This window comes from Chryseobacterium sp. 22458, from assembly GCF_052044975.1.
GTDB lineage: Bacteria > Bacteroidota > Bacteroidia > Flavobacteriales > Weeksellaceae > Chryseobacterium.
The window spans coordinates 518,410-535,700 of sequence record NZ_JBQEOA010000001.1; the positions used below are offsets into that span (position 1 = coordinate 518,410).

Genomic DNA, 17,291 nt, shown 5'->3' on the forward strand with positions numbered 1-17,291 from the left:
CCTTCTTTGCCTCCTAAAAATATCCGGTCTGTATAATAAAACTTTGCGTCAAAAAAATATCTTTCAACCATTAAGAAAAGTGAAGACTTTAAGATACATTAAGCCTCATCAAAGATGAATTTAGGAAACCACTTAATAAATAGCTTCAGCTATTCCCTTAACTTTTCTTAACTACTTAAATGATCTTAATGGTTCAAAATAATATTTTCAATATAATTTTATTTTAAAATCTCTCGCAGATTAGCCGGATTCAGCAGATTTTATCTTACTTTGAAGAATATTTGAAAAGCTTTAAATAAGGAGCAGAAATCAATAAACAAAAGAATTAATTGAATGAAGAAAATAGTGTATGGACTGTTCTTTGGAGACAGTATAACATATGGAGAATATGACGGCGTTTTTGGCGGTTGGGTAGATATTTTAAAGAGATATGCCCTGCAAAAATTCCATGAAGGCAATGGTGATGAACTTATCTTATTCAATTTGGGAATTGGAGGCGAAACAACGGAAGGTTTATTAAAGCGAATGCCTGTTGAGCTGGAAGCAAGAAATTCAGCTGATGGAAATTTGATTTTTATTAGCTATGGTGCCAATGATCTTGCCAAAAAAGAAGGAGTACAGCTTGTGTCGCCTGAAAAATTTAAGAATAATATCATCACGGCCGTTCAGCACGCCCAAAGGTTTTCCAAAGATATTTATCTGGTAAGTATCCTTCCCATTTCTAAGAATATTGATGGAGTAGAGATAGGTTCAGGGAAACTGAGAACCAATGGGGAAGTGATTGCTTATAACAATATTCTTAAGAGTATTGCGGCAGATTATTCTCTGGGCTATATTGATTTTCATGCGGCATTGTTGGAAGATAAAGAAGTTCTGCTTTCTTCAGACGGCGTTCATCCCAATGAGAAAGGATATGGAATAATGGCTGAAACTGCAATCCCAATCATTGAAAAATACCTGTAATGGCACTGTTATTCTCTTACGGAACCCTGCAGAAAGAGCAGGTACAGCTTGAAACCTTCGGAAGGATCTTGCAGGGTGAAAAAGATACCCTGTCCGGATACCGGCTCACTATGCTTGAAATTACAGATCCCGAAGTACTTCGTAAAAGCGGACAGAAGTTCCATCCGGTCCTGAAATTCTCCGGAAATGTAGAAGATCAGATAGAAGGGATACTTTTTGAAGTGACTGATGCTGAAATCCTCCAGGCAGATGAATATGAAGTAGACGATTATAAAAGAATAGAAACAACTTTTAAATCAGGAAAAACAGGATTTATTTATGTAGGGAAATGATTGCTTTTCCTGCATGTAATTCCTCTTCAAAAATAAAGCCTGTCAGATCTTGAACTGACAGGCTTTTTAAAAATCTATGATCTATATGACAAAGTTAATTTCAATATTACCAGACGTGAACCCACAGATCACCTCCTACAGTAAAAGCTTCAGCCTTAAAAGCATAACCAATCCCATTCTGTGTGGCGGTACCATTTATACTGGAGGGTACACCGCTGCAACTAGGATAAAATCCCACTGAGCCTCCCAATGTCGGAACCATTGTTCCCGGTACATACGGAGCTTCTTTAAGCTGAAACTTAATATAACCCCATCCATGGGTATTGGAAATAGCCGGCGGAATCTGATCACCAGGGCCTGCGGACCACATATCAATAGGAAAAGGATGTGGCGGATTGGCTGTAGACATACTGGCAGCAAACGTGGTATACGTCGTTTTGGCTCCCGGCGGAAGTTTTACCACATTCATCGCCTGCATTCCATTGGTGCATGCGGAAGGATTTTCTGTGAAAACTGTAAATTCCAGGTCCAGTTTGTGGTAAGTGTCATCATTGAATACATGCATGTTTCCATAATTATTTTGAGCAAAAGAAACAGTGGCGATGCATAAACCAAAAATAGCGGTAAATATCTTTTTCATGATTAATTGTTTTGAATGACGTGGTTGACTTGATTGATTTTGTTGATCTTTTCATTGTAGATCTTTACAGCCCATGTAAGGATCTTGTCCCGGTCTCCCTGTGTATTTTTGGTAATTTCTTTATTCGAAACTCCTGTAGATTTGATCAGTTCCAAAGCGGAAGGTATAAGAATATCCTTACGGCGGTCACTGAGCTCAAGAGACTTCTGATTTCTGATCTCCTCAGGAGTTGCACGGTTTTCGGGAAGCGAAAGACTTTTTATTGATTTTTCAAAATTCAAAACCTCTTCACTCTTTTTTTGTTCACTCATATTGAGCGCCGTACCTTCAGTATTGCATGAAATGAACAGGGCCAGCATGAGCGCATACAATAGTTTGCTTTTCATATATATAAATTATTATTGGATTTCAGCAAATATATTGATTTTTTATATATCATTTTATTGTGATAAATAAAAAATTCTAAAAAATTTATATATTATTGTAAAATATTATTAATTTTTAATTTTACAATGAAAAAAAATAATATTGACATTGAGCAGAATTAAAAAGCACCTCCTGACATACACTTGTCACAACAGGAACCTATATTTGCCGGACAATAAAAGATCAGACAATGAATAACATGAAAGTGGAACCTTTTAAGGTCATCGGTATTGCAGTAAGGACAACCAATGAAAATAATCAGGCAGCAAAAGATATCCCGTTATTATGGGAGAAATTTATCAGGGAAGAGATTCTGACGGCCATTCCCAATAAGGTGGATACCGCTGTCTATTCCATTTATACAGATTATGAAAAAGATCATACAAAGCCCTATACTACGATACTCGGATGTAAAGTGGAAAATCTTGATCATATTCCTGAGGGAATGGTGGGGAAATCTTTTGAAGGAGGAAATTATATCAGGTTTACTCCAAAAGGAAATCTTGCTGAAGGTTTGGTCATCAATGAATGGAATAAGATCTGGACCATGGATCTTGGGCGGGCATTTACAGCTGATTTTGAAATATACGGAGAGAAAGCTCAGAATCCGTCAGATGCGGAAGTGGATATTTTAATTGCAGTAAAATAACCGGTCACTGAATTTTAAAAATAAAGTCAGATCTGCAATGAATTGCTTTTCGGCTTTGTCTTCTTAGGTTCTTAAATAAAAAAGCCTGCTGTCAGAAAATGATAAGCAGGCTTTGTCTATTTTTAATAAAGTTAAATTTACTTATAATAAACATACTTAATATAGTCATTCACTCCATCAGCATTGAAATCCTGAGTGGTAGGAGCTAAATAAGTAAGTTTACTGGAAGAAAGCTCTAATACTGAATTTTCAATATTGTTGATCGTAAGTTTCATCGTCACCGGGTCATATTGATAAGCTGAAGTCATTTCTGTCTTCTCACAATTAGAATTCACCGTATTATAGTCGATCATTGCATACTTACCATCGTTCTTGAATTCATAAGTGCTTTTTTTCTTACAGTCATCCGGAAGAGTTTCAGCAATCACAGTTGTTTTGTCTTTCCCGGAAATCTGATACTGAGTTTGTATTTTCCATGTTCCTACTATAATAGAGTTACTATAGTCCGGATTATCATAATTAGGCAACGAATCATCACCCGTACTGCATGATGAAAGAGCTCCTGCCGCTAAAATTCCTACTAAAAACTTTTTCATAAAATTAATTTTTGGCGAACTTAATGAAAATTATCAAATTATCCGGTTTATTTGTTAAGTTTTATAAAAAATTAAGAAAAAATAAGACTTCGTATCACAGTCATAATCAGCTGAAAATATACTTTGGGTAAATGATAACTCCAATAATAACGGCAGCTATTGCCAGCAGAATAACCGCTCCGGCGGAAATATCTTTAATGAAGCCTATTTTCGGATCAAAATCAGGCTGAATGATGTCACAGATTTTTTCAATGGCTGTATTGAAAATTTCAGCACTTAAAACGGCTGATGAAACCAGAATAATAAGCGCCGCATCAGCTCCGGAAAGGTTAAAATAAAAAATAAGAAGCAGGTTGACAAAGAAGGCTGCCACTTCAATCTGAAAATTCCTTTCCGTTTTTATCATGCCAAAAACTCCCCGGAATGCATTCAGAAAACTTTTATGGAGCGGAGGTTTTGGCATCATTGTTAAACTTTTATCACAAAGATAGGTTTTGTATTTTGATTATAATTTTTTATCTGCTATATTTGAAATATAAGATTAAAAAGAAGGAGAGGGCAATTTACAGCCATTTTTTGAAACAAAATAAAAGGCTTGGAAAACTGAACATAACTTCCACTCTGAAAACGGGTTGATGATGTTTGTTAAAAACTCCTCCGGATTATTCTTTTCTTTATTGTATGTATTTATTATATTTGTAGAAACTTATTTTATAAATCTATGAAATTTATTATTTCAAGTGGTGAACTGCAGAAGGCTTTGCAAACTGTAAGTGGCGTAATATCAAGCTCTCAATCGAGACCTATTTTAGAAAACTATCTTTTTGAACTAGACGGAAATAATGTTACCATTACAGCATCTGACGGTGAGACGACTCTTGTTACTTCTTTGGAAGTGAAGTCTGATGACTCAGGTAAATTTGCGGTTCCTGCTAAAATTTTTCAGGATTTTATCAAGACCTATGGTGAACAGCCTCTGACATTTGTTGTAAAAGACAATGCAGAAGGAACCGGAAGCCAGCTTGAGATTTTAGATGAAAAAGACAATTTCGCAGTAGCATTAGATAATGCAGACGACTATCCGGAACTGCCTGAGTTCGATGCTTCACAAAGCGTGACCATGCCGGCAGGAGTATTGTCAGAAGCACTTACAAACACTCTTTTTGCAACAAGTAACGACTCTCTTCGCCCGGTGATGACAGGCGTTTTGTTCCAGTTTGGAGAAAATGAAACCAATTTCGTTTCTACAGACTCCCACAGACTGGTGGTATACAAAAGAGCAGATCTGATGAATGCTGAGCCAATGGAGTTTATCATGCCAAAAAAACCATTGAATATTTTCAAAAATATCCTGGCAAGCTCTAATGAAGACGTGAAAATCGACTTCAATGAGAATATGGCTAAATTTACTTTTGGCAAACATATCTGGATCTGTAGATTAATTGATGGAAAATATCCTAATTATACTGCGGTAATTCCTAAAGAAAATCCAAATGTATTGACCATCAACAGAAATCTTCTGTTAGGAGCAATCAAAAGAGCATCTATTATGTCTAATAAATCTACCAATCAGGTGAGATTTAAGCTTTCGGGAAATATTCTTCACCTTCATGCAGAAGATACTGAATATGCAAACAAAGCAGACATGCAGATTCCTTGTGACTACAACGGAGAAGATATCAATATCGGGTTCAGTTCAAAATTCTTAACGGAAATGCTGACCATCCTGGGTTCTGATGATATTACAATGAAAATGTCTCAGCCAAACAGACCAGGTATCATTGAGCCTCTTGACGGTCTTGAAGAAAATGAAAATATCTTAATGTTGTCAATGCCGGTAATCGGGTTGTAATACAAAAAAAATATCATATAGAGAGGTTTTGAATTTCAAGACCTCTTTTTTATGTTTAAATTATGAAACAAATACTTATAGCCTGTTCATTATTACAGTGTATTACTCTGTATTCCCAGAAAAATATCAAAATATATCACGAAAAAAAAGGGGATACCTTAACTCTTTATGCCGATAATCAGGAGATCTATCCGATGTCATTTGTATTCTCCGGTTCTCCGGAAGTTGAGAATATGAAGATCCCAGTACCTTTAAAAAAAATACAGGTACTTTCTGCTCAATCCAGAAAGAACAAAATAACTTATTTTATTGTTGATGATAAAACAAAAGGATGGAAAGTGAAAAAGGTTCCGGGTTATGTGATGTACATTGGGGATGTCACACTGAAAAACTATAATAAGGATTATCAATATGATCTGCCTTTCAGGAAAGGACAATCTTTCAATGTTTATCAGGGCTATAATGGTAACTTTTCCCATCAAAATGAAAACTCTATAGATTTTTCCATGCCGGAGGGAACTGAAATAGCTGCTGCCAGAGAAGGAGTAGTGGTAGACTTTGTAAGCCATAATAATAAAGGCTGCCCTACAAGAAACTGCATTGATCAGGCAAATTATATTACTATTTTACATCCTGATGGAACTTTTGCCCAATATTATCATTTAAAGCAAAACGGAATTAAAGTCAATAAAGGAGATCAGGTAAAAAAAGGAGATGTAATTGGGCTGAGTGGAAATACAGGCTGGAGCAAAGGGCCACACTTACATTTTGTATGCTATCTTCCCAGAGTAGAAGAAAATAAATATAGAGAAACGGTAAAAACCCTTTTCAGAACAGGCAATGGAACCAAAGCTGAATTTTTGGTTGAGAAAAAAACGTATTCAAAAGGATATTAAAAATGCGGCTTTAAGAAAAACAGTTAACTCTGATTTTATCCATTATATTTTCCGATTTTTGTTACAATCTTTAAGAAATACTTTTGTAAATCATGGAAATAACAGTAGAGACATATTCCATTTCATATTTTTCTTCAGAATTTGTTACTGAAAACTATAGTGTTGTTTTATGGAAAGGTTCCGGTGTTTTTTGTGTGGATGATATCAATTATACTTACAATGGATGTACCATTTTGTTTCTTTCTCCTTGTCAGAAGCTGAAACTGATTTCGGAAAATGAAGAAAATGTCAATGTATTGTTCTTTCATGGTGATTTTTACTGTATAGAATACCATAAAGAAGAAGTAGCCTGTAACGGTTTGCTTTTCAATAATATCTATTTAAATCCGGGAGTAGTACTTACAGAAGAGAATTATGAATATATTCTGGAGCTTTTTTACCATATCAAAAAAGAAAAATCAGAAAAGCACCAGTTTTCTGAATCCATTATCAAGACCTATATACAGCTGATCCTTGCTATTGGAAGTAAACAGAAAAGCAGTTCTGAAAATCATAGGGTACCTCAGGATACACTACCTAATAAAAATGCAGCTGAATTTCAGAAATTACTGGAAAATCATTTTAAAAACGAAAAAGAACTTGCATTTTACAGTGATAAACTGAATATCACGAATAACACCCTAAGTAAAGCTGTTAAGAAAGAATTTTCTAAAACGCCCACCCAGCTGATCAATGAAAGAATTATCCTTGAGGCTAAAAAACTTCTGCACCTTACGTATCGTTCCGTCAAAGAAATTGCTTCTGAGCTGGGATTTTCTGATGAGTTTTATTTCAGCAGGTATTTCAAAAAAGCAGTAGGTTGTTCGCCCCGGAATTACAGGGAGAAGGTCGGAATCTCCGTGGTGGCGAAAATGTCCATGTAATGTCCTCAAATATCTATGTTAAAACATTCTGCCTATGGATACCTTTGTTAAAAAAAGTAAACATATGCAAAACAATGGATTATACAATCGGTTATTAAGGCTGGATACGTATTTTTTTAACTTCCTTAGAATTTCAGTTTTTATTGTGATGGTCTGGATTGGCGGATTAAAAGCCTACCAATATGAAGCAGACGGAATTGTTCCCTTCGTAGCCAACAGCCCTCTAATGAGTTTTTTTTATAAAAATGCAGGAAATAAAGTATTGAATGAAGATCAAAAACTCGTTTCGGAATATACTCTTTATAAAAATCCGGAAGGAAAAGTGGTAAAGAAAAATATAGATTGGCAGAGAGAAAACGGAACGTATACGTTTTCATATGGTTTGGGAACAATGATTGTATTGATCGGTATTATGGTTTTACTGGGAATATGGTTTCCTAAGATAGGCGCTGTGGGTGGTCTGTTAACCTTCTTCATGTCGCTGGTAACCTTATCATTCCTGATAACAACCCCGGAGGTATATGTTCCCAATCTTGGAGGTGATTATCCTTCTCCTCAGTATGGCTTCCCTTATTTGTCTGGAGCCGGACGCCTGGTACTGAAAGATATCATCATGATGGCTGGCGGATTGATCCTGTTTTCTGATAGCTTAAAAAAGGTAATTAAACCATTTGTAGTATAAAATTAATCTTAAATCTTCTTTTGGTTAATTGTATTTTTTTTCTGAAGCTGAGAACAGTAATAGAGTGATTTATTCTATGAGAAGAAGATGAATGAATAAAAATTAATTGTCTTAAAATCGTTCGGAAATTTCTGTATTTCTCAAAAAAACACGACATTTGTACCTCGAAAAATCGCCCGATATATTGGGTGGAATTTCAAATAAAAAGTTTCAAAAATAGGGCAGATGAGACCTTTCGTTTCGTTTGCCGAATTAAACAAGTAGATAGATAAGCAAATGAAAATATCAAACAACTGGCTGAAGGACTTTGTAAAAACGGAATCGAAAACTGAAAGAATCGGTGAATTCCTTACAGATATAGGTCTTGAGGTTGAAGGGATAGATAAATTTGAAAGTGTAAGAGGAAGCCTGGAAGGAATTGTTGTAGGGAAAGTTTTAACCTGCGAAAAACATCCGAATGCTGACAAACTGAAGAAGACAACAGTAGACGTAGGAAACGGAAAAGTACTGAACATTGTTTGCGGAGCTCCTAACGTAGAGGCGGGACAGACAGTGCCTGTAGCCGTTGTCGGAACTAAAATCTATGACAAAACCGGAAACTTTTTTGAAATTAAAGAAGCCAAAATCAGAGGTGAAGTTTCTCAGGGGATGATCTGTGCAGAAGATGAGCTTGGCCTTAGCGAAGATCACGGAGGAATTATGGTTTTGGATGAAACCCGATATGAAGTAGGAAAGAACTTTGCAGACTATTTTGAATTAACGAATGATGAGGTTTTTGAAATAGGACTTACACCCAACAGAACAGACGCAATGTCTCACTATGGTGTTGCCAGAGATCTGCATGCCTATCTTTCTACAAACCAACTGAAATCCCAGTTCAATAAAGTAGCTTCTGAAGTTTTGAATAATGAGGGTTCTCATGACTTCAAACTGGAAATTGAAGATGCTGAATTATGCCCAAGATACATCGGAGCAGTGATTGAAGGCGTAAAAGTGGCAGAATCTCCATCATGGTTAAAAGACAGACTGAAAGCTATCGGATTAAGCCCGATCAATAATGTTGTAGATATCACCAACTATATTCTTCACGGTTACGGACAGCCGCTTCATACTTTTGATGCAGATAAAATTGCAGACAAAAAAGTGAAAGTAGGCGTTGTAAAACCGGGAACTAAATTCACTACACTGGATGGAGTGGAAAGAACACTGAATGGTTCTGAAATCATGATTAAAGATGGTAAAGATAACCCGATGTGTATTGCCGGAGTTTTCGGGGGTGAAAATTCAGGAGTATCTGAAACTACCCAAACCATATTCCTTGAAAGTGCTTACTTCAACCCTGTTGCTGTAAGAAAAGGAGCAAAAGCGCACAGTCTGAATACGGATGCTTCTTTCCGTTTTGAAAGAGGAGTAGACCCGAACCTGACGAGAACAGCGATTACTCATGCCATCAAAATGATTCAGGAAATTGCAGAAGGGAAACTGGTAGGTGAATTATTGGAAGAGTATCCTAAGAAAATTGAAGACAACTATGTGATCCTTAGATTCTCAAAAATTGAGCAGATTTTAGGGACAAAGATTCACAGAGAAAAAGTAAAAGAAATATTAAAAGCATTGGAAATTCAGGTTCTGAATGAAATTCCAAATGGTTTTGAAATCTCAGTTCCTGCTTACAGAGCGGATGTAACAAGAGAAATCGACGTTATTGAAGAAATTTTAAGAATCTACGGATACAACAAGATTGATGCTCCGCAGAAAATTTCATTCACCCCTGTTAAGCTGAGCGCAAACGATCAGGATGAGTTGGAAAACAGCTGGGCAAGAGGTTTACAAAGCCTTGGTTTCAATGAAGTAATGAATAATTCCCTGACGTCTGTAAAAGATGAAACGGATGCTGTAAAACTATTGAATCCTTTAAGCGGTGATTTGGCATTCATGAGAAAGTCTTTACTGGAAGGACTTCTTCAGAATACGGTTTACAATATCAACAGAAAGAATCAGGATATTAAATTCTTTGAATTCGGAAAGATCTACCACAAAAAAGAGAAGTACGAAGAAAGAAAACAGCTGGCTATGATTGTTTCGGGAAGAGATGTTGCAGAAAACTGGCTCCAACCTAAATCTGCGGTAAGCTTCTATAACCTGAAAGCGTATGTAAAAGTTCTTTTGGAAAGACTTGCTACAGACTATAAAGAAGTGGCCTTATCTGATGACAGATTCTCCGATGCCTTAGCTTATGAAGCAGAAGGGAAAACCTTAGTGAGAATCGGAAAAGTAGCACCTGCTTTGTTGAAAGATTTTGATATCGATCAGGATTGCTACTATGCAGAAATCGAGTTGGAATATGCCCAGGAATTACGTTCTAAAAACGAACTTAAGTTTAAGGATATTCCGAAGTTCAACAAGATCAGAAGAGACCTTGCTTTATTGATTGATAAAAGTGTAAACTATGAAGACCTTTATCAGACTGCGAAGAAGAATAAATCTCCATTCATTAAGAATATCAATCTATTCGATGTGTATGAAGGTAAAAATCTTCCTGAAGGCAAGAAATCTTATGCAATGAGCTTCGAGCTGTTAAATGAAGAGAAAACATTGGAAGAAAAAGAAATCACAGAAGTAATGGATTCTCTGATCAAAGCTTTCCAGAAAGAATTCAACGCTGAGTTGAGATCGTAATACTTGAAAACATATATTTCAATATAATAGAAACGGGCTTTTTTAAGTCCGTTTTTTTGTTTTAATAGAATATTTAAAATGTGTTCATATTTATAAGTTTCGGCTAAAGCCATTTGAATATTGATTTTTTAAATAAACGGGCTAGAGCCCGTTCCCTATTGAATTGTTTTCTGTGAATATCGGAGATGAAACCTTGCTCCTTAAATCCGATGCTTATTAGAGTTCATTTGCATCTACGTTTTCCGGTTTCCGGTCACAAATAGTATCTTTTATTCCAAAAAATAGCCAGGAAAAATATTCAAAAACCAATTGTTAAAGAATAATAAAATTTACGGCATCCCGTTTAAATAATATAAAATCCGTAAATTTGGGTTAATTCAAAAAGAAAAAAATGAAAAAGCTTTTTTTAAGTATATGTACAGCAGCAGTATTGGCTTCGTGTGGAACCATGAGCAGCCCGTCTGCCTCTAAAGTAGGGAAGGCTCAGCCAGCTCTTGTCAATACAAAATGGACGTTAGCTGACAATGTAAAAGGAAAAATCCCGACATTAAATATTGAAGGGGAAAAAATCACCGGGAATGCAGGCTGCAACAACTATTTCGGAACTGCTACCATTGATCCTTCTACCGGAGGTTTCTCTGCAGGGCAAATGGGTTCTACGAAAATGATGTGCAACAATATCGGGGTAGAGCAGAACTTTATGGATATGATGGGAAAAGCTAATAAATATGTGATTTCCGGAAATACCTTAGAATTGTATAAAGACAATCTTTTATTATTGAAATTCAATAAATCAGAATAAAAACAAAAGGAACTCAATTGAGTTCCTTTTTTATGTTTAGAGTGTTATTAATCTTCCTCTTCTTCGTCGTACTTAGCCAACTCTTCGTCGCACCATTTGAACGCTGCTTCTACTACTTTAGTCGCTTCGTCTGCCATAGTTTCTTCATCATCACCTTCAAGATCATCTAACCACTCAACTTCTTCTTCCTCAACGTTTAAGATAAATCTTGGATATTCTGTATGAACTACAAATAGATCTTCTGGAAATTCCGAATTATCTGCTAATAAAAACTTTGGTAATTTCATTTTTTTAATGTTTTAACTTTCTCAAAGATAAATAAAATTATTGACTTTAAAATTACTTCAAAAACATTTTTGAAACTTTTTCAGCTTTTTTGCTTTCAGAATAATCATAGAATCCTTCCCCTGATTTTATACCAAGTTTTCCGGCTGTCACCATGTTTACAAGCAATGGGTTGGGAGCATATTTAGGGTTTTTGAATCCGTCATACATTACATTCAGAATCGCAAGACATACATCAAGACCGATAAAATCTGCCAGCTGAAGTGGTCCCATCGGGTGAGCCATTCCTAATTTCATTACCGTATCGATTTCTTCCACACCGGCAACACCGTTATAAAGCGTTTCGATAGATTCATTGATCATCGGCATTAAAATTCTGTTGGCCACGAAACCAGGATAATCATTCACTTCTACCGGAACCTTTCCTAAAGTTTTGCTCATTTCATAGATCGTATCAAAAGTCTCCTTAGAAGTAGAATATCCTTTGATGATCTCTACCAGCTTCATGATAGGAACAGGATTCATAAAGTGCATTCCGATTACTTTATCTGCTCTTTTGGTAGCAGCAGCTATTTTCGTGATAGAAATAGAAGAGGTATTGGTAGCCAGGATACAGCCTGCCGGAGCCAGCTCATCCATCTGTCCGAAAATCTTCAATTTAAGATCCAGATTTTCAGTAGCAGCTTCTACAATAAGATCAGCAGATCCTGCGGCATCATTCAGAGCCGTAAAAGTGGTAATATTTCCTAATGTTTCAGCTTTCTGCTCTTCAGTAAGATTTCCTTTTGCAATGATTCTGTCAAGATTGGTAGTAATGGTTTTAAGTCCTCTGTCTAAAGCTTCCTGTGATACATCTACAAGATTTACTTTAAAACCGCTTTGTGCGAAAGTATGTGCAATACCGTTCCCCATGGTTCCCGCTCCGATAACAACAATGTTTTTGATCATTTTTCTTTTATTTTTTATAGATAGTTAAATTTTTTGCATTCATAAGATCAGACTGATGTACAATCATCGCCGAATCAAAGTTGACTGCTCCCTTGCTGTCCTGCGTCCTGCTGTTATTCTGATTGGAAATAGTGGCCATCAGCCCTCGTACAAGGCGGTTTCTCTGATTGGAAGAAAGATAATCTGTTCCTATATACAAAGCAAATTCACCTTCTTTGCCTAATCCTTTTTGCTGAAGAATTTCCAGATTTTTGATCCGGTTCTTTCTCCTGAACTCTTTAAGATAGCTGATAACGGGTTTTTCAGATGGCGGACCGCAGCATATGCTTGTATAACCGATTTCCAGGTACCTTTGACTTTTCTGTGAAAAGAAAAATGTAAAACATAATACAGCTACAGCTGCTATTCCTTTTTTCATAAATGATTGACTCAATTCTCTGCGCTAAAATTAAGCTTAATATTTTACTTATTAAAATCTTCCCAAATCAATTTCAAAGATTTATAAACGCTTATATTCTGTTCAGGCTGATACCTCTGAAAAACCTCCTCAATTCAGGATAATTATTCCTGTTTTACTTCAAAATAATTCAGATTTACCCCATCATTTTCAAAAATAATTCTGATCTTGTTTTCTCCTTTCCGAAGCTGGATATTTTTAGCAGAAACAGTAGCCCAGTTTTCATTTTTCCCCGTTGACTTTAATGGAATGGAGGCGAGTAGCTTTCCTGAAGCATCTTCCAGTCTTATTGCTGCAGGCTGTATACTTGAGTATCTGATGTCAAATGTATAATTTTTATCCGCTTTGGAATGAATCGTATACTGAATCCATTCTCCGGGTTCCGTTTTTCCTACGTAATACTGATTTGTGATCTTATCGTTGCATACATAAATATCAACCCCGTCATTTCTCATCTGCTGACCGGAATTCCATTCTGATCTTTTAGCAGGATCACTTACCCACAGATTGATAAAATCATTATCCTTATACGCAGAACCCATTCTTCCCAGATCGTATTCCGACGCAAATATTCTCCCCGGAACCTGATGGTTTTTAAATGGTTTTGAAGAAGCATCCGTCACTTGCCTGAACATGGCGTCAATCACATCTCTTTTAATCTCCGTATTGTTCAGCTTATAATTGTCGGCAATCTGTAGTAAAGCTTTCCTTGCATAATCTTTTGAAGGTTTTTCACCGCCGTTTTTCCAATAATTCAATAGTTTTTCGTATTCGGAAGTCGTTTTTACATTGGTAATCCCCGCAATATTGTCAATTTTTTTCATGGGCCAGAAAGCATATCCGATATTGTGTTTGTCCAGCAGCCGGATCAGCTCTGTAAACCACACATTGGAATTTTCTCCGGTTTCTCCTAGCCAGATAGGGATATTATGCTTCTCTCTGAGGTCCAGCGCAAACTGTATCGTTGCATCATCGTTGTAGTTCCAGTACTTATGAAAGCTGAACGCCATGTTGTTGTCCCAGATCGGAGGTAAGCCGTTATAATTATTCCCCCAGCCATTTCCTTCAATAAAGATCAGATGCTTCTGATCAACTTCCCGGATTGCAGCGGTGATGTCTTTCTGTAATTTCCATAGAGGAGCATTCGACATTTCGTCTGTTCCGTTGGGGTTTTTACCTGTGAAATTGATATTAGGTTCATTGATGATATCGTAGCCACCAATCCACGGTTCATTTTTATATCGGTCTGCCAGTTTTTTCCAAAGCGCAACTGTTTTCCTCTGATTTTCTTCACTTTCCCAAAGTGACGGCTTGGTTTTATCATTATCAGAAATATTGGCATCATTCCCCTGTCCGCCCGGAGCCGCATGAAGATCCAGAATCAGATAGATCTTGTTGTCTTTACACCATTGAAGCAAATCATCTGTCATTTTAAAACCTTCTTCCAGCCAGGTGTCTTTCCCTTTCACCGTTTCTTTTTCTACAGGAAGCGTATACAGATTATAATGCATGGGAAGCCTGACCGAGTTGAACCCTGCTCTTGCCAGAAAGTCAATATCCTGTTTGGTGATCCCGTTTTTCAGATAGGCTTTGTAAAACTCCCGCATGCCGTCTTCACCGATCAGTTCAGCTATTTTCTCCTTGATTTTATACTGTGGGCCTGCAAAATCTGCTGTTTTCAGCATATAACCTTCCTGTAGCATCCAGCCGCCAAGACCTAGGCCTCTCAATTGAATGTTTTCACCTTTATCATTGATAATTTTTTGTCCGGAAGTCTTTAATAATTGTGATGTCCCAAATTGAGACAATAATAATGCGGATAATACAATAAATCTTTTCATAGTGGTTTCAATGGTTTAAAATAATAGGGAAATATTAGAAATGATATAGGATGATGGCAGTCCATAATGAATCAAAATTCATATCATTGGGTTTGTCAGATATCCGTATATGTAAAACAAAATCTTTCAATACTTTGTTGAATTATTTTTCAAATATATCGTTTTTTTGTTTTGAAAAGTTTTTTTTAATAATAAATCAATAATTAATTAATGAAAATTTTTATTTTATCATTGATTTTAAGAAAGGAGTATGTTTATCATTTAAAATTAAAAATGCTATCTCATAACCATTATTCTGATTATAAGATAGCATTATATTGATGTTTAAAAAAAAGTATTTTTAACTAATCAGTTTCATAATTTCTAAAGCCACTTTTAACGCTTCAGTTCCGTCTTCTAGAGAAACTTCCACGTTTTTATCGCCTGTGATGGCATCAGCAAACGAATTTAATTCGTCAAGAATAGCATTGTTAGGCTGAATATTCGGATATTCAAAAAGGATCTGATTTTTTTCGCCTTCCGCATTTTCTATGATCATATCAAATGGAGTAGGGTTTTCAGGAGCGTCTTTCATTCTGATCACTTCTGCTTTTTTCTCAAGGAAATCAACGGAAATATAAGCATCCTTCTGGAAAAATCTGCTTTTTCTCATTGCCTTCATAGAAATTCTGGAAGTGGTAAGGTTGGCAACACATCCGTTTTCGAATTCTATCCTTGCATTGGCAATATCCGGAGTTTTACTTACTACACAAACACCGCTTGCATGGATGTTTTTAACTTTAGATCTAGCAATACTTAATAAAATGTCAAGATCATGAATCATCAGATCCAGTACTACAGAAACATCCGTCCCCCGGGGATTGAATTCTGCAAGCCTGTGGATTTCAATGAACATCGGATTGCTGATGTATTCCTTAGTAGCAATAAAAGCAGGATTATATCTTTCTACGTGTCCTACCTGTGCTTTTATTCCTTTTTCCTGGCATAAATGAAGAATTTCTTCCGCCTGTTCAAGGGTCTGGGTTACCGGTTTTTCAATAAAGAAATGAAGGCCTTTTTCAATGGCTTTTAAAGCATAATCGTAATGATAAATCGTTGGGGTAACAATATCCAGCATATCAATCTGCTCCAGCAATTCATCAAAATTTTCAAAATATTTATACCCGAATTCGGCTTCTAATTTCTTTCCGTTTTCAACATCTTTATCGTGGAAACCTACAAACTCGTACCGATCTGACTGATTAAGAAGTTTTAAGTGTATTTTTCCCAAGTGTCCGGCACCTACCAAACCTGCTTTTAACATAGCTGTATTAAATTTTTGTAAATATAGTGAATGTACATTTATAAAAGCACATGACTTTTTACTTGTAGAATCCCGCCTGTAAATGGAGTTTTAACTGCCCCGGGTCATATTTATTCAGGATTGAGTAAAATGACAACCTATACTTTTTTTGTCAGAAAAAGATGTGCTGATAATTCAGTGAGCAGTTTTTACGGGCCTTTATTCATAAAATGGAACTGATGGATGAGATAAAGCTTTCATTTTTCGCTTTAGGTTGATCAGTATAGATTGTTTCGTTACTTTTGTAAAACCAATAGCGTAACCCTAATAACTATTATCTAAATAATGATGCGTGATTCGTTTGTACATAAAGGAAAAAGAAAAAATTTAGTTGAGTATCTCCGATACAGGATCGGGATTTCGGATGAAAATGTACTTTCGGCTATGAATGAAGTTCCCAGACATCTTTTCATTGAAAGTATTTTTGAAGACTTTGCGTATGAGGACAGAGCTTTCCCGATTCTGGCCCATCAGACTATTTCACATCCGTCTACAGTGGCAGAACAGTCAGAATTGCTGAAAGTAAAAGCAGGTGAAAAAGTATTGGAGATCGGAACAGGCTGTGGCTATCAGACGGCTGTTTTAATGGTCATGAAAGCACATGTATACACCGTAGAAAGACAGAAAGACCTGTTTGATTTCTCAAAAAATAAATTACGAGAACTTCATCTGTTCCCGAAATTTCAGAGTTTTGGGGATGGCTTTGCAGGGCTTCCCACTTTTGCTCCTTTTGATAAAATTATCGTTACCTGTGGTGCTTCAACATTACCGACAGAACTGCTGAAACAATTAAAAGTAGGCGGTATCATGGTCATTCCGTTAGGTCCTACCGATGAGCAGGTTTTATACAGATTCACCAAAATAGGTCCTACTGAATTTGAAAAAGAAGAATTCGGAGCGTATAAATTTGTTCCGATGTTAGGAAGCACAAATCAATAGGGAATTTATGTATCACCGTTTTAATATATTTTGCGGAAT

The 17,291-nt window shown here is 36.2% G+C and carries 19 protein-coding genes; 10 read left to right on the forward strand and 9 right to left on the reverse strand.

The window, feature by feature from the left end; translation table 11 throughout:
• The first annotated feature begins 333 nt into the window (after positions 1 to 333).
• Positions 334 to 963 (forward strand): SGNH/GDSL hydrolase family protein, encoded by a 630-nt coding sequence (locus ACTJJF_RS02175; RefSeq protein ID WP_440698527.1) that lies wholly within the window; start codon positions 334 to 336, stop codon positions 961 to 963.
• Complete coding sequence (locus ACTJJF_RS02180; protein ID WP_440698528.1) at positions 963 to 1,295, forward strand: gamma-glutamylcyclotransferase family protein; 333 nt, start codon at positions 963 to 965, stop codon at positions 1,293 to 1,295. The genes ACTJJF_RS02175 and ACTJJF_RS02180 overlap by 1 nt, the downstream gene beginning before the upstream one ends.
• A 106-nt stretch (positions 1,296 to 1,401) precedes the next feature.
• Here ACTJJF_RS02180 and ACTJJF_RS02185 read toward each other — a convergent pair whose 3' ends face one another.
• Both ACTJJF_RS02185 and ACTJJF_RS02190 read right to left on the reverse strand, forming a co-directional pair.
• The gene (locus ACTJJF_RS02185) at positions 1,402 to 1,935 is read right to left on the reverse strand and encodes a hypothetical protein (protein WP_440698529.1); all 534 of its coding nucleotides are present in this window, start codon (positions 1,933 to 1,935) and stop codon (positions 1,402 to 1,404) included.
• Between the two features lie 2 nt (positions 1,936 to 1,937).
• Positions 1,938 to 2,321 carry a hypothetical protein gene (locus ACTJJF_RS02190; protein ID WP_440698530.1) on the reverse strand — a complete coding sequence of 128 codons (384 nt, stop codon included), beginning with the start codon at positions 2,319 to 2,321 and terminating at the stop codon, positions 1,938 to 1,940.
• A gap of 230 nt (positions 2,322 to 2,551) precedes the next feature.
• Between ACTJJF_RS02190 and ACTJJF_RS02195 the strand changes: the two genes are divergently transcribed.
• Positions 2,552 to 3,010: a GyrI-like domain-containing protein gene (locus ACTJJF_RS02195; RefSeq protein ID WP_440698531.1), complete on the forward strand. Its 459-nt coding sequence runs from the start codon at positions 2,552 to 2,554 to the stop codon at positions 3,008 to 3,010.
• 137 nt (positions 3,011 to 3,147) lie between these two features.
• Here ACTJJF_RS02195 and ACTJJF_RS02200 read toward each other — a convergent pair whose 3' ends face one another.
• Complete coding sequence (locus tag ACTJJF_RS02200; RefSeq protein ID WP_312301067.1) at positions 3,148 to 3,606, reverse strand: lipocalin family protein; 459 nt, start codon at positions 3,604 to 3,606, stop codon at positions 3,148 to 3,150.
• A 106-nt stretch (positions 3,607 to 3,712) separates the two neighbouring features.
• Positions 3,713 to 4,072: a diacylglycerol kinase gene (locus ACTJJF_RS02205; protein WP_440698532.1), complete on the reverse strand. Its 360-nt coding sequence runs from the start codon at positions 4,070 to 4,072 to the stop codon at positions 3,713 to 3,715.
• Positions 4,073 to 4,327: 255 nt separating this feature from the next.
• Here ACTJJF_RS02205 and dnaN point away from each other — a divergent pair, with 255 nt between their 5' ends.
• The 6 genes from dnaN (at position 4,328) to ACTJJF_RS02235 (ending at position 11,440) form a co-directional block, all read left to right on the forward strand.
• The gene (gene dnaN, locus ACTJJF_RS02210; protein WP_065398356.1) at positions 4,328 to 5,458 is read left to right on the forward strand and encodes a DNA polymerase III subunit beta; all 1,131 of its coding nucleotides are present in this window, start codon (positions 4,328 to 4,330) and stop codon (positions 5,456 to 5,458) included.
• Positions 5,459 to 5,520: 62 nt separating this feature from the next.
• Positions 5,521 to 6,354, forward strand: coding sequence for a M23 family metallopeptidase (locus tag ACTJJF_RS02215; protein WP_312301058.1), 834 nt, complete (start codon positions 5,521 to 5,523; stop codon positions 6,352 to 6,354).
• A gap of 92 nt (positions 6,355 to 6,446) precedes the next feature.
• Positions 6,447 to 7,277 carry a helix-turn-helix domain-containing protein gene (locus ACTJJF_RS02220; protein ID WP_440698533.1) on the forward strand — a complete coding sequence of 277 codons (831 nt, stop codon included), beginning with the start codon at positions 6,447 to 6,449 and terminating at the stop codon, positions 7,275 to 7,277.
• Between the two features lie 64 nt (positions 7,278 to 7,341).
• The gene (locus ACTJJF_RS02225) at positions 7,342 to 7,959 is read left to right on the forward strand and encodes a DUF417 family protein (RefSeq protein WP_440698534.1); all 618 of its coding nucleotides are present in this window, start codon (positions 7,342 to 7,344) and stop codon (positions 7,957 to 7,959) included.
• Positions 7,960 to 8,235: 276 nt separating this feature from the next.
• Entirely contained in the window at positions 8,236 to 10,638 is a 2,403-nt protein-coding gene (gene pheT, locus ACTJJF_RS02230) for a phenylalanine--tRNA ligase subunit beta (protein WP_440698535.1), read from the forward strand.
• A gap of 391 nt (positions 10,639 to 11,029) precedes the next feature.
• A complete protein-coding gene (locus ACTJJF_RS02235; RefSeq protein WP_065398352.1) occupies positions 11,030 to 11,440 on the forward strand; it encodes an META domain-containing protein in 411 nt (136 codons plus the stop codon).
• A gap of 47 nt (positions 11,441 to 11,487) precedes the next feature.
• On the opposite strand, the gene ACTJJF_RS02240 is transcribed toward ACTJJF_RS02235, so the two are convergent.
• The 5 genes from ACTJJF_RS02240 to ACTJJF_RS02260 form a co-directional block, all read right to left on the reverse strand.
• The gene (locus ACTJJF_RS02240) at positions 11,488 to 11,727 is read right to left on the reverse strand and encodes a hypothetical protein (protein ID WP_002977986.1); all 240 of its coding nucleotides are present in this window, start codon (positions 11,725 to 11,727) and stop codon (positions 11,488 to 11,490) included.
• A 52-nt stretch (positions 11,728 to 11,779) separates the two neighbouring features.
• Positions 11,780 to 12,670, reverse strand: coding sequence for a 3-hydroxybutyryl-CoA dehydrogenase (locus tag ACTJJF_RS02245; RefSeq protein WP_312301212.1), 891 nt, complete (start codon positions 12,668 to 12,670; stop codon positions 11,780 to 11,782).
• A gap of 10 nt (positions 12,671 to 12,680) precedes the next feature.
• Positions 12,681 to 13,091 carry a hypothetical protein gene (locus ACTJJF_RS02250; protein ID WP_312301045.1) on the reverse strand — a complete coding sequence of 137 codons (411 nt, stop codon included), beginning with the start codon at positions 13,089 to 13,091 and terminating at the stop codon, positions 12,681 to 12,683.
• Positions 13,092 to 13,234: 143 nt separating this feature from the next.
• A complete protein-coding gene (locus ACTJJF_RS02255; protein ID WP_440698536.1) occupies positions 13,235 to 14,971 on the reverse strand; it encodes a cellulase family glycosylhydrolase in 1,737 nt (578 codons plus the stop codon).
• Between the two features lie 340 nt (positions 14,972 to 15,311).
• Entirely contained in the window at positions 15,312 to 16,274 is a 963-nt protein-coding gene (locus ACTJJF_RS02260) for a Gfo/Idh/MocA family protein (RefSeq protein WP_440698537.1), read from the reverse strand.
• Between the two features lie 327 nt (positions 16,275 to 16,601).
• Between ACTJJF_RS02260 and ACTJJF_RS02265 the strand changes: the two genes are divergently transcribed.
• Positions 16,602 to 17,252, forward strand: a complete 651-nt coding sequence (locus ACTJJF_RS02265; protein WP_440699221.1) for a protein-L-isoaspartate(D-aspartate) O-methyltransferase — start codon at positions 16,602 to 16,604, stop codon at positions 17,250 to 17,252.
• Positions 17,253 to 17,291 lie beyond the last annotated feature (39 nt).

What these genes read in the sequence shown, in the direction of transcription:
- ACTJJF_RS02175 (WP_440698527.1), top strand. Translation starts at nt 334, where the DNA reads ATGAAGAAAATAGTGTATGGACTGTTCTTTGGAGACAGTATAACATAT.
- ACTJJF_RS02180 (WP_440698528.1), top strand. Translation starts at nt 963, where the DNA reads ATGGCACTGTTATTCTCTTACGGAACCCTGCAGAAAGAGCAGGTACAG.
- ACTJJF_RS02185 (WP_440698529.1), bottom strand. Translation starts at nt 1,935, where the DNA reads ATGAAAAAGATATTTACCGCTATTTTTGGTTTATGCATCGCCACTGTT.
- ACTJJF_RS02190 (WP_440698530.1), bottom strand. Translation starts at nt 2,321, where the DNA reads ATGAAAAGCAAACTATTGTATGCGCTCATGCTGGCCCTGTTCATTTCA.
- ACTJJF_RS02195 (WP_440698531.1), top strand. Translation starts at nt 2,552, where the DNA reads ATGAATAACATGAAAGTGGAACCTTTTAAGGTCATCGGTATTGCAGTA.
- ACTJJF_RS02200 (WP_312301067.1), bottom strand. Translation starts at nt 3,606, where the DNA reads ATGAAAAAGTTTTTAGTAGGAATTTTAGCGGCAGGAGCTCTTTCATCA.
- ACTJJF_RS02205 (WP_440698532.1), bottom strand. Translation starts at nt 4,072, where the DNA reads ATGATGCCAAAACCTCCGCTCCATAAAAGTTTTCTGAATGCATTCCGG.
- dnaN (WP_065398356.1), top strand. Translation starts at nt 4,328, where the DNA reads ATGAAATTTATTATTTCAAGTGGTGAACTGCAGAAGGCTTTGCAAACT.
- ACTJJF_RS02215 (WP_312301058.1), top strand. Translation starts at nt 5,521, where the DNA reads ATGAAACAAATACTTATAGCCTGTTCATTATTACAGTGTATTACTCTG.
- ACTJJF_RS02220 (WP_440698533.1), top strand. Translation starts at nt 6,447, where the DNA reads ATGGAAATAACAGTAGAGACATATTCCATTTCATATTTTTCTTCAGAA.
- ACTJJF_RS02225 (WP_440698534.1), top strand. Translation starts at nt 7,342, where the DNA reads ATGCAAAACAATGGATTATACAATCGGTTATTAAGGCTGGATACGTAT.
- pheT (WP_440698535.1), top strand. Translation starts at nt 8,236, where the DNA reads ATGAAAATATCAAACAACTGGCTGAAGGACTTTGTAAAAACGGAATCG.
- ACTJJF_RS02235 (WP_065398352.1), top strand. Translation starts at nt 11,030, where the DNA reads ATGAAAAAGCTTTTTTTAAGTATATGTACAGCAGCAGTATTGGCTTCG.
- ACTJJF_RS02240 (WP_002977986.1), bottom strand. Translation starts at nt 11,727, where the DNA reads ATGAAATTACCAAAGTTTTTATTAGCAGATAATTCGGAATTTCCAGAA.
- ACTJJF_RS02250 (WP_312301045.1), bottom strand. Translation starts at nt 13,091, where the DNA reads ATGAAAAAAGGAATAGCAGCTGTAGCTGTATTATGTTTTACATTTTTC.
- ACTJJF_RS02255 (WP_440698536.1), bottom strand. Translation starts at nt 14,971, where the DNA reads ATGAAAAGATTTATTGTATTATCCGCATTATTATTGTCTCAATTTGGG.
- ACTJJF_RS02260 (WP_440698537.1), bottom strand. Translation starts at nt 16,274, where the DNA reads ATGTTAAAAGCAGGTTTGGTAGGTGCCGGACACTTGGGAAAAATACAC.
- ACTJJF_RS02265 (WP_440699221.1), top strand. Translation starts at nt 16,602, where the DNA reads ATGCGTGATTCGTTTGTACATAAAGGAAAAAGAAAAAATTTAGTTGAG.